Origin of the sequence: Chitinophaga sp., from assembly GCF_035538455.1 — a bacterium.
Classification (GTDB): Bacteria; Bacteroidota; Bacteroidia; order Chitinophagales; family Chitinophagaceae; genus Chitinophaga.
On record NZ_DATLKJ010000037.1, the window covers coordinates 170,339 to 187,307 of the forward strand.

A 16,969-nucleotide genomic window follows, 5' to 3' on the forward strand; every position below is an offset into this window, starting at 1 on the left:
AATAAGTACTGTATAATAGTACAAATCCTGCATTTCTTTTCATAAATCACGCTTACGTTAGCAGCGTGTATGAAATCTTCCGTAAAACTATTTACCAACTGAGATCATCGATCAGCTGTCGCTTAACAAAAGTCTTGTAAAATTCTTCTTTACTTCTCCGTTTGTAGCATTACCGCGGCCTGCTGTGAAATGGCTTGGCAGTCTGTGTGAACTGATGGAAGAAGAGCTGGCTGCCGACAGTACTAACCTCAACGTATGTACGCCTTTATTCCAGTCGCTGCTACAAAAGATCATCCGCCACGAACAACCACAGCCCGCGGCTATCAGCCGCAGCCTGGAAATATCACTGAAGTTCAGGGAAATGGTACAGCAGCACCACCTGAAAGAGAAAACGGTGCTGTTTTATGCGGGCAAACTGAATATCTCTGAAAACTATCTCAACAAATACGTTAAAGAGGCCACAGGCAAGCCTCCAAAACAATGGATCAACGAAGTGAACATGCTGCACAGCCAGATACTGTTGCAGAACCTCAGCCGTGATGTTGCAGGTATCGCTTTTGAATTAAATTTTCAATCAGCGTCCTATTTTACACGTCTCTTCAACAGGTTACCGGTGTTTCGCCGTCAGTATACCGCATAAAAATAAGCGGCTCCTGATCATGGCCAGGGCAAAGACTTTCCTGTACTCTTTAATATGGGCATAGGCGCATTCCATTGCTGCAGCTGATGCGATAACATTGTGCGTAATATCTTTGCTTTTTCGGGATACCTCGTTGCCAGATCCTGTTGTTCTCCTATATCATCATACAGGTTATACAGCTCGCTGCTTTGCGTGCGCTGATCATATACCAGCTTCCAGCGGCCCTGGCGGATAGCACTCTTATAGTTGATACCGGGGCCACCTTCAGGTATCCATTTATTGGGATAATGCCAGATCAATGCCCGTGCGGAATCCGCAGTGGCAGGAGATTCCAGCAACGGCACAAAGCTGCGGCCATCCACCTGTTGCACCACATCATACAACTGCACACCTGCCATTTCAAGGATAGACGGAAAGAAATCTTCTATCATCACATATTGTGGCACCACTGTTCCAGGCCTGGCCACGCCCGGCCATTTCACCAGCATCGGTTCACGGATACCGCCTTCATAAACGGAGCCTTTGCCGGCGCGCAGCGGCTGATTCTGTGTGTGAGGCAGGCCACCCCGCGGAGGCGCAAGACTCAATCCACCGTTGTCGCTCATAAAGAGGATAACTGTATTATCAGCAATATTCTTTGATACAAGGAAGTCCATCACCGTTCCCAGGCTGGCATCCATCCCTTCAATCATGGAAGCGTAGCGCGCTTCCGCTTCGTCCATACCCATATCTATATAACGCTGGTGATATTTTTTATCTGCCTGTAAAGGTGTATGTACTGCATAATGCGCGAGATAAAGGTAGAAGGGCTGACGGCGGCGAACCGGTTCCTGTAAGGCTTTCAGCGCTTCGCGTGTAAGTGCATCCGTTAGGAAGGTACCGGAGCCGTAGTATTCTTCCAGATCAGGAACTGCCTGCACGGTGGCTTTACCAGACATATTTCCGTAGTTCTCTTCTGAAAGATAGCTCTGGGGATGGCCCGCAGCATGGCCGGCTATATTCACCATGAAGCCCATGTTATAAGGATTGGCGCCTGGTGTACCGATAGCGCCCCAATGTGCCTTACCTGCATGTATCGTAAAATATCCGGCTTCGCGGAGCAGCTGCGGTAACGGTGTGGCATATACAGTGTTGGGGACATCTGCTACCGGGCTGAAACCATTCGTTTTCCAGGGCGCCGGTAACAGCTCATTGTCAGCTGCATCAGCATTAACACCTTTCTGCGGGGAGGTCCAGTTGGTGACGCCATGATGCGCTGCGTTCATGCCGGTGATCATACTTACGCGGGAAGGCGTGCAAACAGGCGCCGCATAAGCGTTGGTAAACTTCGCGCCCTCCCTTGCCAGCCGCTCCATATTAGGTGTGCGGAAACGTTTATTCGAGACCGTTAGTTTGTCCCGGAATGGCACCGAGCAATCCTGCCAGCCCATATCATCTACCAGGAAGACGATGATATTGGGTTGTTTTCTCTTGGGCCTGGGATCTTTGAACTGCGCATGACTTCCAACACCGGTGATGGTAAGGCAGAAAAACCACCCGAATATTTTCGAAATGTTCATCCTGTTCTGTTTTGCCTTCCAAAATAATAAAAACTTATTATTCTGTTCTCAGACTATGTACAGGGTTTGTCATCGCCGCTTTCAGCACCTGGAAGCCCACGGTGGCCATCGTAATGAAAAGCGCGCCGCCCGCTGATAACGGGAATATCCACCAGGAAATCTGCGAATGGTATTGTCTGCATAAAGCGGCCGGTCTTGATGAGCATCTTATCACCGTATGTGAGCACGTGCTTGTCCGGATAAGTAGAAAGACTGATACGCTGAAAGTAGCTGCCATACTTGTTTGCCAACTCATCTCTCAATGGGATTGGCACTTCCGGCTGTGTGCGTACGGTGCCGTTATAAGTCGACTGCATCATCACATCGGCTATTGTGTCATAGTTTCTGTGATACCTATTGTAGGTCACTTCATCATATACCCATAGCCCCACTAGCAATGCCACGGCCATCCCGGTGGCTAATCCGGCAATATTGAGCACGGCGGTACCTTTGTTTTTCAGCAGGTTTCTTATGGCAATTTGAAAATAACGACCCAGCATGTGAGGTGATTTATTCAGGTTGAAAAATTATTGAATCAAAATGAAATTCTACATACGCTGCATATGCTTCAATTCGTTATTAACCATCGCAATGCCATGTTATATAATTATAATAATCAGTTATTTTTCCATTATAATAAATAAATCTATGTTCAATCTCAGACATTTATCGTCCGAAATTGAACGACCCCTGTTTTTTATGCAGGGAATGCTTAAATTTATAACACATCCATTTACATGATAACCGAAGACACAAATAACCATACTAACCTGATTTTTAATCATGCCAATATTGGTATGTTACTGGCAGACGGGGGTAACAATGTTCTGCTGGCCAATCCTTTTTTACTCAACCTGCTCGGCTATACGGGAGAAGAGCTGCAGGGCCGCAGAGCCACACAGCTGATACCTGCGTTGTTTTCTGACACACCACCGGGCACAGCCAGAGAGCTGGTAGCAATAAGGAAAAATGGTACGACTATTCCTGTGGAAGTAGTGGTAAGCCAGGAGGATGAAGACCACAAAATAGTGTGTATAACAGAAAAGCCTATACGAAATCTAAGTGCCGGCGAAGAAGATGCCTTGTTGATAACAGGTCTCAGAGACCAGATAGTTGCGCAGGAACAGATCATCCGCGAGCTGGAATACGAGTTGCAGATCGCGGGTGACAAAGACCGCAGTACCAAAGGCATCAATAACTTCCTGCGCAGCATCTGGCTCAATGTAGACGCCATTATGATGGTCACCAACCGCGAAGGTTTCATCCGCTGGTTCAATCCCGTTGCAGAAAAAGCTTTGGGATACAAGCAAGCGGAAGTGATAGACCTGTATGACCTGACCCGCTTCCTTGACAAAGAACAGCTGGCTGAGCGCGCCACCGCCTTCTCTGAGGAACTGGCCCAGCATATCCATCCAGACATGGAAACACTTACCATCAAAGCCAGGCTGCATATGCCCAATGAATATGAATGGGATTACATCCGCAAGGACGGCAGCCGCTTTCCGGTATCGCTCAACATCTCCGCGATACAGGACGGGCATCTTACTACCGGCTACATTGCCATTGCACTGGACATCACAGAACGCAAGCAATCCGAGCTGGAACTCCGGAATGCACTGGGCAGGGAACGCGAACTGAACTCATTGAAATCGAGATTTGTATCTCTCGCCTCACACGAATTCCGTACACCACTCAGTACCATCAAATCATCCACCTACCTCATATCAAAATATGAGACGGCGGCAGATCAGGTAAAAAGACAAAAACATATACAACGCATTATCTCTTCTGTAAATATGCTGACAGACATTCTTAACGACTTCCTGTCTGTTGGCATCATTGAAGAAGGAAAGATCCAGGTGCGGAACAGTTTTGTAAGCACCGGCAAATATGTAGGCAATATTATCAGTGAACTGGATGGGCTGAAAAGAGAGTCGCAACACATCTACTATGCGCATCACGGCCTGCAGGAGGTTTATCTGGATCCGACCCTGCTCAAGCATATTGTAATGAACCTGGTGTCAAACGCCATCAAATTTTCTCCAGACGAGGCAGTGATTTCGGTACGCACGCAATGCACTGAAGAAAAATTTGTACTTTCCGTAAAAGACAAAGGAATCGGCATCCCTCCGGAAGATATGCAGCACCTGTACGACAGATTCTTCCGGGGCAGCAATGTGGCCAATATCCAGGGCACTGGCCTGGGGTTGCACATTGTAGCCAGGTATGCGGAACTGATGAAAGGGAATGTGACCTGTAAGAGTGAACCGGGTCACGGTACTGAATTTACTGTAACTATTCCATCTATTCCTCCTCCCCAAAACTAATACGCCTTGGAAAAAATACTACTGATCGAAGATAATGCAGACATACGCGATAACCTGGCTGAAATCCTTGAACTTGCCAATTACCAGGTGTTGACAGCCGCCGATGGAAAAGAAGGAGTCACTATCGCACTTAATGAACAACCGGACCTGATTGTGTGCGACATCATGATGCCCGTACTGGACGGCTATGGGGTACTGCACATGTTGCACAAGAATGAATCACTGCGTTCCACTCCCTTCATCTTCCTGTCTGCCAAAACAGAGCGCATGGATGTGAGAAAAGGCATGGAGCTGGGCGCAGATGACTATATCACCAAACCCTTTGAAGGCACAGAATTGCTGAGTGCCATCGAAAGCCGCCTTAAACGTTACGCAGAAATCAAGCAGACAGATGCCACCGGGCTGAATGGATTACACATGCTGCTCTCAGCTACTGCCGGCAAAGACCTCCTTTCCTCTCTGAAGGATGACCGCAACACCAATCATTACAAAAAGAAACAGCAGATCTACTCTGCAGGCAACAGGCCTGAAAGCCTTTATTATGTGCTACAGGGAAAAGTAAAGACCTATCATCGCAATGATGATGGTAAAGAACTGATCACCGGACTGTATACAGAAGGAGATTTTCTCGGATATACTGCAATGCTGGAAGGCAGCTCCTACAAGGATGATGCGGAGGCGATGGAAGAAACAGTACTGGCGGTAATACCACATCAGGACTTCGAACTGCTGGTCAACAATAACCCGGAGGTGCTGACCCGCTTTGTACAGTTGCTCGCAAAAAATATTAATGAAAAAGAACAGCAATTGATAGGGTTGGCCTATAATTCCCTACGTAAGAAAGTGGCAAATGCGCTTATCACGCTGGATAAAAAGTATAATGCTGAAGCAAAAGATGGTTTTCCGATTGATATCAGCCGTGAGAACCTGGCTGCCATAGCGGGTGTGGCGAAGGAGTCGCTGATTCGTACCCTGGGTGATTTTCGTGATGAAGAACTGATAACACTGAAAGAAGGACAGATCAGTCTTTTGTCGCGGCACAAACTTAACACGCTGATCAACTAGCGGACAAAAAAGTCCCGGATCTTTCTGATAAGAACATTCACATGACAATTGAAATGCAGGGAAGACTAACAGACTGCGTTACCTAAACCAGCACGATGCTTATCTCAACTGCATTTCAATCCCTCATATCAACCACCTCAATTTCAGGAACCCCAACTACTCCGAGATAAACATGCCGGCCTTCATCCTCACATCCAGCAATCAATAACAACAAACAATCTGTCAATCTTCTCCTCATTCCACTACCCTACAATCTCCGCTGCATTTCCACTACGTTAATATTCTTATCAGAACTATCCGGGAACAACTCTAATTATCCCCCATTTATAAAACTGAAAAAGGACGTCTTCATTTTATTAAAATCCTTCTCCATTTTCTGTACATCTCTATCTAAAGCTGCAAACTGATGAGGGGCTACCGGCTGCGGCTGCGGTATAATATCAAGCCAGTCCAGTTGTTCCATTACTTCATGCCGCAGCAGCGCCACTGCATCTACCATTTGCAACATTTGTGTTTGAAATATCTCTGCCTGTTCTACGAAAGCCGGATCTTCCGCATGTTGTAAAGATTCTGCCAGGCGATTCATTAATAAAGCAGTTTCCTGCCTGAGTGATTCCAATATCTTAAGCCATGACCTGCAAAGTTGCTGATCCTCGAAGTAATTCCTTTCTTTATTTTCCGGGTTATTCATCATAAAAGTTGCTAGTTGTAATAAACCTGCCGCCCGTTCAGGATCTGCTGCCCCTCCCAGTGCTGCAGCAACGCAACCAGCTGCTGCTGCGTTAGTGCCAGTTCCCGGATGCCAGCGATTAGCTCCTGCATCTTCTTATCTGCACAAATATCAGAAAAATTATTGTTGCTATTTATGCATTTCTGTAAAAAAGAAGCGGTACTATTACTTTGCTTAATGAATGACTTCATCAATCCCCGCAGGCTATTGTGATGATCAGGACTAAATTGCCTGATAACCCTGTCTTCTACTTTTTTCTTGAGTGCAGGCTTCACTTCCGCTTCCAGGTTTTCCAGTACTACTGACTGGTAGATATTCAGGTCGCGGTAGTAGCTAATGATCTTCTCATTGAACTCCACGAAAAGCACGGGACTATTGTTCATGTCATCGCGGCTCACCGCATACAATGTCTCCAGCTTCTGCATCAACTTCGATGCCTGCGGCATGGCCGTATTACCGATCCTGCGTGCTAATTCTGCAGCATAGTAGCCGTTGAAGTCAAAAATCTCCGGCTGCGCATTCAATACGGTCTTTACGCCCGACTTGGATGAGTACTGCTTAAAAATGAAGCTTCCATACTGACGTAAGCGCCTGATCGGAAAGAAGAGAAAACCCTCACAAAATTTCCTCTGCATAGCAGAAGAGAAAATACCCGTAAACATTTGCAATCAATTAAGAATCTGATGTAAAATTAGAACCGTCCGGAACGATGAACAATGATTGCCATCAACGAAACCGATGATTGAGGTCAGTGATGAGATCAGTATTAAGGAGACAGCTCCTGCGGTCTGACTTCCGGCTTATATCCTATGCACCGGAACACCAGGAACTTTCGTACCGTGTGACCATGCAATGTTACCACAATTGGAGGCAATGACTCTACAGTTTCAAACCATGGCTTCACTTCACCAATAAATATTTGCTCATCCTTATCATCTTCCACATCAATCAGCGAATTGATGAAGAGCGCATTTTTCCCTTTCAACGCATTAAGCTCCGTTCCGATGAAATCAAATTGCAGTGCATTCTGTCCGATGACATTTCTGGAGTATACCATCTCTCCCAGGTAGAAATTGAGCATAGCGCTGGTTTTATAGTCATCTGCAGAAAAAATAAAATCATCGGGATACCTGGCCCTCAGCGCTACGGCTACGGCTCCAAGACCATCCCACCCCACCATCGTATCATCTGAGTGAATAGCTACCGGATAAAAAAATATTTCCACTGCCAACGCCAGGTGCACTACCGATGAAATAATCAATTGCCAGCGTATCCATTTTCCCGTTATCCAGATACTTACCCAGATGATGCCCGTAATGTAAGCAGGCATTATCCAGTTGATCTTCACCCAGTATACAGGAGAAATAATAATGAAGCCCAGGAACAACGGTAAGAAGAAACATAAGAGGAATAATTGCTGTGCAGATATTGTCTCCGGGAGATGGATACCACGCCTGCGGATGTTTTTATAGAGATAAAACACTATAGCGCTAAACAGCACCGGGATCAGTATCGCTGCCTGATGTCCCAATACACCAAAGAAGTCCAGCGGATGCAGCTCCGCACCACTCACACGTTCCGACGATTGGAACCGGAAGGACGCAAAATGATTATTCACATTCCAGATGATCACGGGTGAGATAGTAAGGAAGAAAAACGACACACTTAGCAGGAACCACGGCGACCACAAATAATGGCGATACTTTGCAGACAACAATAGGAACAACACTGTACCAACAGGCAGCATCAGGGCGGTGTACTTACTATCAAATGCCAGTCCCATGGCAATGCCTATCCATATCCAGGCAGCGCGCTTTCCATGAAAGACCGCTCTGTACAATGCTGTCAGCGATAAGGTCCAGAACAGCATCATGGGTACATCCGGTGTAGACACAAGCGACAACAATGTGATCATCAGTGTGGAATACAACAGCAATAAGGCATTGCCGGCACGGCGCCTGGAGAGGAAATGCCTGGCCAGTTGCCAGAAAGCCAGTATAGTACCGGTGGTTACCAATGTATCAGCCAGTTTGATCACCCAGGTATGCCTGCCCAGCATATCTGTAAAGGCACGCAGTATCCACGCAATAGCCGGTGGATGATCAAAATAGGATAATGCCAGGTGCTGGCCATAAAAATAGTAATATGCATCCTGCGGCATCAGTCCCATCAGCCAGATGCAGGACAGTCGTAATGCAGCAATGATGATAACAGCTGCAACCGCCCACTTATCTGTAATAGTATACTTCGCTATAACACGTACTCCTGTAGCCTTACTCATGATATTCCGTGCAGTTATAGTTGTGACAGTAAACACCGGCGTAATGACGATCATGATACCGTGTTTACATGAAGATACTCTCTTATTTTGGTTATTACTTGCTTAAAGCGTAGGTTTGCACCCACAACTGGTTGCAGGCGGCATCACTGCCGCTGCATTAAAAGGGAATCCGGTGCAATACCGGAGCTATCCCCGTAGCTGTGATCCTGCCTCCCCTCTGTAGCGGGGAAGCGTTTTTCCGGACATCTGCACACGCCACTGTTTTCATCGTAAAACGGGAAGGCTGCCGGAAAAGCAGGAGAGCCAGAAGACCTGCCAGTCGTATTTATTCATTCAGCGCTTTCGGGTGAAAGGCAAGGAATGTAAGTCCGTATGGGCATATATTTCATGTTGATGGTTATTTACGCTCCGTGGCGCATTTAAGGTATATTAAATGTGTAGATACATCTGTATATTCATCTATTGTCTTTACCTGCTGCTTCCTGGCAAAGCGGTTGCACAACTGACGGCAAAAGATACACTCAGAATTGTACAAGTCAATGCCAGGAGGATTCCTGACAACATTAACCCCATCACTCCTGTACAAACCCTTAGCGGCAGGCGCCTGGAAACACTCAACAGCCTGTCTGTTGCGGATGCAGTACGATACTTCTCCGGCGTGCAGCTGAAAGACTATGGTGGCATCGGCGGACTTAAAACCATCAATGTCCGCAGCATGGGCTCACAGCATACAGCCGTGTTCTATGATGGCCTTATGATCTCCAATGCACAGAATGGGCAGGTGGACCTCAGCAAATTCACCCTGGATAACATTGATGCCATATCGCTCTACAACGGACAATCAAACAATATTTTCCAGACAGCACGCGCCTTCTCAGCCGGCAATGTTTTATACCTTACCTCCAAAACACCACAATTCAGCGGTAATGAAACATGGCACGGCAAGGCCAGCATCAAAACCGGATCGTCAGGACTTATAAACCCCTCGCTACTCTGGCAGCAGAAACTCAGTGACCGTATCAGCAGTACGGTCAGCGCGGAATGGGTCAATGCCAATGGGCGTTATAAATACCGGATGAAAGACCTGGAGTATGATTCCACTGCTTTCAGGCAGAATGGCAACATCAACGCTTATCGACTGGAAGCTGGTCTTAATGGTACTTTGCGCGATAGCAGCACCTGGAACCTGAAGTATTACTACTACAACTCGTCACGCGGCCTTCCTGGGGCAGTGGTAGCCAACAAATACAAGTATGGCCAGCATCTCAACGATCAGGATATGTTTGCACAGGCGTCCTGGAAAAAAGAAGTACCAGGCAGATTCGGCCTTATGGCCAATGTGAAGTACAGCAACTTCTTCAACGTATACATAGACCCGGAGTATCTCAACGAAGCACGGTATCTCGACAACTATTACCGGCAGCAGGAAATATATGCATCCGTCGCAGGTAAGTACAACCTAACTTCTTACTGGGGAGCTGCACTCGCAACAGATATGATCATCAACACCATGGGTAGTAATATCAGGAGATTTGCGGAACCTACCCGCTATACAGAACTGGTATCACTCGCTAGCAGACTGCATTTCAAGCAACTGGAAGTACAAGGTAATATACTGGCTACAATTGTGGATGAATCTGTGAAAGCCTATAACGGCGCCGGCAGCAAGCGGGAATATACACCTGCGGTATCTGCCGCATGGCAGCCTATTCCAGGCAAGAATCTCTGGCTGCGGGCGTTCTACAAAAATATCTTCCGCATGCCCACTTTCAACGATCTTTATTACACCTACATCGGCAACAACAACCTCAGGCCTGAATTCGTAAAACAATACGATGCAGGTTTCACCTATACCACCGCCCTACGTGGTAAATGGCAGTACATCTCCATTCAGGCCGATGGTTATTACAACAATGTAAGAGATAAGATCGTAGCACAACCCGCCGAAAACCTGTTTGGATGGATGATGATGAACATCGGCAAAGTAGTGATCAAAGGCGCAGAGGTGAATGTAAACACTGCATTCATGCCGCTTCACAACATGACGCTGAACATGTCGCTCAGCTACACTTACCAGGATGCCCGCGATATGACCACCGGGAAAGGCGGCTACAACTACGGCGAACAAATTCCGTATACACCGTGGCACAGCGGAGCTCTCACTGCAGGACTCGATTGGCGCGCCTTCACATTTAATTACAGCTTTCTATACACCGGCGAAAGATACTTCCAGAAACGCAATACACCCGATAACTATATGCCGTCGTGGTATACATCAGACATATCCGCCTCCTGGACCATCAGGCGGGTGAAGTTCTCCGCAGAGCTGAACAACATGCTGGATCAACAGTTTGACGTCGTGCGGAATTTTCCCATGCCGGGCCGCAATTACCGGATCACTATGAATATTCATTATTAATTATACATTATGAAACATTTATTCACCTTCTTATCTGTTATTATTCTGTTTGCCAGTTGCCGCAAAGATGTGGATGCACCCTCAGGCAGCAAGGAAGTACCTAAAGCGTCTGTTGGTTTTTATCTGCTCAATGAAGGCAACATGAACATGAACAAGGCATCGCTGGATTATTACGACCTGGTGAATGGAAAGCTGACCAGCAACATATACCAAAAACAGAATCCAACAGTGGTGAAGGGTTTGGGAGATGTTGGAAATGACCTGAAGATCTACGGCGGAAAACTTTATGCTGTTATCAACAACTCCAACAAGGTAGAGGTGATGGATGCCGTTACAGCAGTGCGTATTAAACAGATCGATGTAACACAGTGCCGATACCTTGCATTTTACAAAGAGAATGTATATATCACCTCCAATGCGGGCTATGTAGTAGTAGCCGACACCGCCACACTGACAGAAAAAGCGCATATCACCACCGGCCGTAACCCGGAACAGATGGCTATTGTGGGCAATAAACTGTATGTAGCCAATTCAGGTGGATATGATCCGGATAATTATGAACGCACCGTTTCTGTAATTAACCTCGATACCCGTCAGGAACTGAAACGCATCGACGTGGCTGTCAATCTGCATCGTATTGTAGCAGACCAATACGGTGACCTGTACGTAACTTCCCGCGGAGACTATAATACCATACCCTCACGGCTATACGTAATTGATACCAAAACCGACCAGGTGAAAAAAGAATTTCCTGTCGGCGCCAGCAATCTTGCTATCCACAATGATCTTGCCTACATCTACAGCGTATCCTGGAGCAATATCACCAACAGCAATACGATTACCTACGCTACTATAGATGTAAAGAATGAAACCCTGCTCAACACCAAATTCATTAGTGATGCTGATGCCGCCAAAATCGTGCTGCCGTATGGTATCGCAGTGAACCCTGATACAGAAGACGTTTATGTAACAGATGCGTTGGATTATATTTCTCCCGGTATCCTTTACTGCTTTGATAAAACCGGCAAAAAGAAATGGCAGGTGGAAACTGGCGATATCCCGGCACATTTTGCATTCATGAAATAACTGAATCTTTCATCCCTCTAAAATATATCAACTATGCAGTTCCCGACATCTTCAAAAGTAGCATGCATGGCCGCTATCATGACCCTGGCAGCCTGTTCTAAAAGCGATCAGGTAGCAACGCCGGATCAGACTCCTAAACCGGAAGTGACCGCTGCCGGCAAGTACATCAGCCAGATCTTTGAATATGCCCCGGCGCCCGGACAGTTCATTAATGCTGGCAACACCGGCACGCCTGCCGGTGCGCAGAAACTGATAGGCGGTACCAGTGCGCTGGTATCACTGGGCGCATACGGTGGTTACATCACCTTTGGATTTGACCATCCGGTGCAGAACAATGCCGGTGCAGACATCGGCATCTATGGCAATCCGCTTATCAATACCAACCAGGAATGGTCCGAGCCAGGCATCGTCATGGTAATGCAGGACCTTAATAACAACGGCAAACCTGATGACGGTGAATGGTATGAGCTGGCTGGCAGCGAATACAACAATCCCGCTACGATCAGGAATTATAAGATTACTTACTATAATCCCAAACAGAGTGTTGCGGCGGATGTACTGTGGAAAGACAACCAGGGCAGATCAGGATATGTACTGAAGAACAATTTCCATGGACAGTCTTACTATCCGTCTTTTGCAGCTAACCAGGATTCGTTGGTATTCACAGGTGCACTGCTGCCCAATACGTTGGTAAAAAGGTTTGATCCGGTTATCAACTCCAATATCATTACTAACCAGCCATTGGCTGCGGGATACAGTGATAATGGCTCTGCTGAGTTCATTAACTTTTTCAACACAACCGGCCGTGGATACAACACCGTAGATATTTCCAACGCCGTCAACAGTCAGGGGCAAAAAGTAAATCTCAGTTATATCAATTTCGTTAAGATATACACCGGGCAGAATAACAATGGCAATACCTCTGCAGACCCCGCCAATCCAGATCGGAAGACAGGCGAAGTGAGTACGGAAGTTTCCGGCGCTATGGACCTGGGGCTGTGATTTTTCTGATGAGTGAAGATGGTGATACTTTATAAAAAGGAATAACCCGCTGGAAATACCGGCGGGTTATTCCTTTTTATAAGATAAGTCAGGAAAATCACCCCAATCACAAAAATCACAGTTAACTTTAGAGATCATCTAAAAGTATGGGCATGCCTGGAAAGATCAATCTCCCTGAACACATTAAAGGACTCGATGATGCCGCAGTGGACGCTTCCAGGCAGCAATATGGCATCAATGTGCTGGCAGCCCCTGATGTGAATCCTGTACTGGAGCTGGTGAATGAGATACTGCATGAGCCGATGTTGCTGTTGCTGATCATCGTTACTGTTATTTATTTTGTCATGGGAGAATGGGGTGAAGCCTATTTCATGCTGGCAGCCATAGCCATTGTCTCTGGCATTTCCTTCTATCAGGACAGCCGCAGCCGGAAAGCCCTGGAGGCACTCGAAAAGCTGAATGAGCCATTAAGCAAGGTGATCAGGAATGGTGTCATACACGCAATACCCACTGCAGAGATTGTAAAAGGAGATATGCTGATAGTTTCCGAAGGTAATACCATCAATGCGGATGGTAAGATCATACACAGCAATGATTTTTCTGTAAATGAGTCTGCGCTTACCGGTGAAGCCTATACGATTTTTAAGCAGGCAGATAGTGAAGACAGTCATGTATATAGTAGCACACTGGTGGCTTCGGGACTGGCTATCATTGAAGTGACCAGCATCGGCAGTGCAACTAAAATTGGGCGGTTAGGTGCCGCCATATTACGCATAAAGGAAGAACCCACCCCTCTGCAACAACAGATACAGCAATTTATTAAAGGCATGGCCATCGTTGGCGCCATTGTATTTGTGGCAGTATGGCTGATCAATTTCCTGCAGAGCGGCAGTATTACAGACAGTCTGCTGAAAGGGCTTACCCTGGCCATGTCTATACTACCAGAGGAAATACCGGTAGCATTTACCACATTCATGGCGCTTGGTTCCAGACGGTTGATGCTACTGGGAGTTATTGTAAAGAAGATCCGTACGGTAGAAGCACTAGGCAGTGCCACAGTTATCTGCTCGGACAAAACAGGCACCATTACAGAAAACAGGATGAGCCTGCAGGCAGTGTATAACGGTGCTGATTATACGCTATATGAGAGTGATCCCTGGCCGCAGGAGGTGATTAATGCTGCTATGTGGGCCAGCGAACCGGTTCCCTTTGACCCTATGGAAAAAACATTGCACGTCTTATATGCACAGACTACCATTCAAGATGTAAGGCCGCAATATACCATCGTACATGAATACCCGCTGGATGGAAAGCCTCCCATGATGACGCATGTCTTTGAAGATGCAGAAGGGAATCGCATCATTGCCGCAAAAGGTGCACCGGAAGCTATATTGCGTGTATGCCAACTGTCGGAAGAAGCAAAACGTAACATTGAAACACAGATACAACAGCTTGCCGGGAATGGTTACCGCGTGCTGGGTGTAGCCACATCCTCCTTCTCAGGAAGTGATTACCCTGCCTTACAGCAAGAGCTCCCTTTCACCTTCATCGGTCTTGTCGCTTTCTACGATCCTCCCAAAGCGAATATTCGTAATGTCTTCGAAGCATTCTACAAGGCAGGTATCAACATTAAGATCATCACCGGTGACAACAGCAACACCACCAGGGCCATTGCAAGACAGGCAGGATTAAAACATCCTGACACCGCGATAGACGGAGATGTGCTGATGCAGCTGTCTCCGGCTGCATTGCAGCAACAACTGAAAGACGCAGACATCTTTACGCGCATGTTTCCCGAAGCCAAGCTGGCAGCTATTAACGCATTGAAGGCAGACGACCAGGTAGTGGCTATGACCGGCGATGGCGTAAATGACGGCCCAGCGCTCAAAGCGGCACATATTGGTATTGCAATGGGCAAAAAAGGAACAGAGATCGCCAAGCAGGCCGCAGCGCTTATCCTTGCCAATGATGACCTCTCTGGTATGGTAGATGCCGTTGCCATGGGACGGCGCATCTACACCAACATCAAAAAAGCAGTACAGTATATCATCTCCATACACATCCCCATCATCCTTACCGTATCACTTCCGTTGTTCCTCGGCTGGAAGTACCCCAACATCTTTTCACCAGTACATGTTATCTTCCTGGAACTGATCATGGGGCCAACCTGTTCTATCGTTTATGAGAATGAACCGATGGAAAAGAACGCCATGCTGATGCTGCCGCGGCCCATCACGCAAACATTCCTGTCACTGCGCGAAATGAGCAGCAGCATATTACAGGGCCTGATCATCACAACTGGTGTATTGTTTGCCTACCAATGGGCTATCGGCATGGGTTATAATATAACAGGTACGCGCAGTATGGTTTTCATCACACTGGTGTTATCCAACATATTCCTGACATTAGTAAACAGATCCTTTTACTATTCTTTCATCACCAGTATCCTGTATAATCATAACCGGCTCATGACCGGAGTAATCCTTACTACCCTGCTGCTACTGGCCGTTATGCTATATATTCCACCAATTGCCGGTTTCTTTCATATAATACCACTGCCGGGAAACGCCATGCTGGTATCAATAATAACAGCTGCCGTTTCTGTTTTCTGGTTTGAGATATGGAAATGGGTAAAAAGAAAAAGTAAACATGTAAAGAGAAAATAAACAATGAAGATCTTTATCACACGAGTGCTTCCGCCAGAGGGTCTTGCACTGCTACAGCGTGCGGCCGTTAATGTTACCCAGTGGGAAGAGAAGCGCAACCTGTCCAGAGAAGAACTGATTGCACACTGCCAGCAATATGATGCACTGCTGCTGGCCAGCGATAATATCATCGACCGCGGTTTTCTGCAGCAATGTGGCCATCTAAAAGTGATCAGCCTGTTATCAGTAGGTTATGACAAGGTAGACATACAAGCCGCCAATGAGCTGAAAGTACCCGTTACCAATACTCCCGGCGTACTGAGCAGCGCTACTGCAGATACAGCATTCCTGCTGATGCTGGCAGCATCACGTAAGGCATTCTTTCAACACAAAAGGATTATACGTGGCGAATGGGGTTTCTCCGAACCTACTGCCAACCTCGGTATCGAGATAGAAGGTAAAACTCTCGGCATCTGGGGACTTGGCAACATTGGTTATGTAATGGCACAGCGCTGTATCAGTGCGTTCAATATGAGAGTCATTTACTGCAACCGCGGCCGCAATGAAGAAGCAGAGCAAAAGCTGGGCGCAGTGCGCGTTTCATTCGACGAACTGCTGTCGCAGAGCGATGTGCTCTCCGTGCACACAGCCCTTACGCCTGAAACAGCCGGTACGTTTAACATGGCCGCTTTCAGTAAAATGAAGCCCACTTCTATCTTCGTGAACACAGCCAGGGGAGCCATTCACAACGAAGCGGATCTCATTACCGCCCTGCAGCAACGCATTATATGGGGCGCCGGCCTTGACGTCACCAATCCGGAGCCGATGTCTAAAGACAATCCACTATTGGATATGCCTACTGTAGCTGTACTGCCGCATATTGGCTCTGCTACGGAAGAAACGCGTAATGCCATGGCTGTGATGGCCGCAAAGAATATCATTGCCGCTATGAACGGAGAACCACTACCCAACCAGGTTACCAGCCTATAGCTTTCTTCTCGCCCACTTCACCGTCAGCGCAATCCCGGTAATACTCAATGCCGCGCCGCCCAGGAGTAACACAATCAACGTGATATCCCAGAACGGGCGACTGGTATGAAAATGGGGAAAATCAAAGCTGTGCAACCCGTGATAGAGCCATCTCAGATTGCGGCTGTTATTATCCAACCGCAACAG

General features: G+C 47.1%; 13 protein-coding genes, 1 pseudogene and 1 riboswitch. Of the genes and pseudogenes, 8 read left to right on the forward strand and 6 right to left on the reverse strand.

Translation table 11 applies throughout. The annotated features are described in order from the left end of the window. Positions 1-184: 184 nt before the first annotated feature. A complete protein-coding gene (locus tag VM802_RS04380) occupies positions 185-640 on the forward strand; it encodes a helix-turn-helix domain-containing protein (RefSeq protein ID WP_325528365.1) in 456 nt (151 codons plus the stop codon). Between the two features lie 17 nt (positions 641-657). Here VM802_RS04380 and VM802_RS04385 read toward each other — a convergent pair whose 3' ends face one another. After that, complete coding sequence (locus VM802_RS04385; protein ID WP_325528367.1) at positions 658-2,199, reverse strand: sulfatase; 1,542 nt, start codon at positions 2,197-2,199, stop codon at positions 658-660. A gap of 53 nt (positions 2,200-2,252) precedes the next feature. Further along, positions 2,253-2,738, reverse strand: coding sequence for a hypothetical protein (locus VM802_RS04390; protein WP_325528369.1), 486 nt, complete (start codon positions 2,736-2,738; stop codon positions 2,253-2,255). 237 nt (positions 2,739-2,975) lie between these two features. Here VM802_RS04390 and VM802_RS04395 point away from each other — a divergent pair, with 237 nt between their 5' ends. Next, a complete protein-coding gene (locus tag VM802_RS04395) occupies positions 2,976-4,565 on the forward strand; it encodes a sensor histidine kinase (protein ID WP_325528371.1) in 1,590 nt (529 codons plus the stop codon). A gap of 6 nt (positions 4,566-4,571) precedes the next feature. Further along, positions 4,572-5,630: a response regulator gene (locus VM802_RS04400; protein ID WP_325528373.1), complete on the forward strand. Its 1,059-nt coding sequence runs from the start codon at positions 4,572-4,574 to the stop codon at positions 5,628-5,630. Between the two features lie 313 nt (positions 5,631-5,943). Here the strand turns inward: VM802_RS04400 and VM802_RS04405 are convergent, their stop codons facing one another. The 3 genes from VM802_RS04405 to VM802_RS04415 form a co-directional block, all read right to left on the reverse strand. Beyond that, positions 5,944-6,324, reverse strand: a complete 381-nt coding sequence (locus VM802_RS04405) for a hypothetical protein (protein ID WP_325528375.1) — start codon at positions 6,322-6,324, stop codon at positions 5,944-5,946. 8 nt (positions 6,325-6,332) lie between these two features. After that, positions 6,333-6,995 carry a hypothetical protein gene (locus VM802_RS04410; RefSeq protein ID WP_325528377.1) on the reverse strand — a complete coding sequence of 221 codons (663 nt, stop codon included), beginning with the start codon at positions 6,993-6,995 and terminating at the stop codon, positions 6,333-6,335. Positions 6,996-7,126: 131 nt separating this feature from the next. Further along, positions 7,127-8,695 (reverse strand): ArnT family glycosyltransferase, encoded by a 1,569-nt coding sequence (locus VM802_RS04415; RefSeq protein ID WP_325528379.1) that lies wholly within the window; start codon positions 8,693-8,695, stop codon positions 7,127-7,129. A gap of 57 nt (positions 8,696-8,752) precedes the next feature. After that, positions 8,753-8,975, forward strand: a riboswitch (cobalamin riboswitch). 99 nt (positions 8,976-9,074) lie between these two features. On the opposite strand from VM802_RS04415, the gene VM802_RS04420 reads away from it, so the two are divergent. The 5 genes from VM802_RS04420 to VM802_RS04440 all read left to right on the forward strand — a co-directional run bounded on the left by VM802_RS04420 (position 9,075) and on the right by VM802_RS04440 (position 16,783). Next, positions 9,075-11,060, forward strand: a complete 1,986-nt coding sequence (locus tag VM802_RS04420) for a TonB-dependent receptor (protein ID WP_325528381.1) — start codon at positions 9,075-9,077, stop codon at positions 11,058-11,060. A 9-nt stretch (positions 11,061-11,069) separates the two neighbouring features. Next, positions 11,070-12,146, forward strand: coding sequence for a YncE family protein (locus VM802_RS04425; protein ID WP_325528383.1), 1,077 nt, complete (start codon positions 11,070-11,072; stop codon positions 12,144-12,146). Positions 12,147-12,179: 33 nt separating this feature from the next. Continuing rightward, positions 12,180-13,148: a hypothetical protein gene (locus VM802_RS04430; protein ID WP_325528385.1), complete on the forward strand. Its 969-nt coding sequence runs from the start codon at positions 12,180-12,182 to the stop codon at positions 13,146-13,148. A gap of 152 nt (positions 13,149-13,300) precedes the next feature. Then, positions 13,301-15,814, forward strand: a complete 2,514-nt coding sequence (locus tag VM802_RS04435; protein ID WP_325528387.1) for a cation-translocating P-type ATPase — start codon at positions 13,301-13,303, stop codon at positions 15,812-15,814. A 3-nt stretch (positions 15,815-15,817) separates the two neighbouring features. Then, the gene (locus VM802_RS04440) at positions 15,818-16,783 is read left to right on the forward strand and encodes a 2-hydroxyacid dehydrogenase (protein ID WP_325528389.1); all 966 of its coding nucleotides are present in this window, start codon (positions 15,818-15,820) and stop codon (positions 16,781-16,783) included. Here VM802_RS04440 and VM802_RS04445 read toward each other — a convergent pair. Next, positions 16,778-16,969 (reverse strand): annotated as a pseudogene (locus VM802_RS04445) (PepSY domain-containing protein); the annotation flags it as partial. The gene VM802_RS04440 and the pseudogene VM802_RS04445 overlap by 6 nt on opposite strands.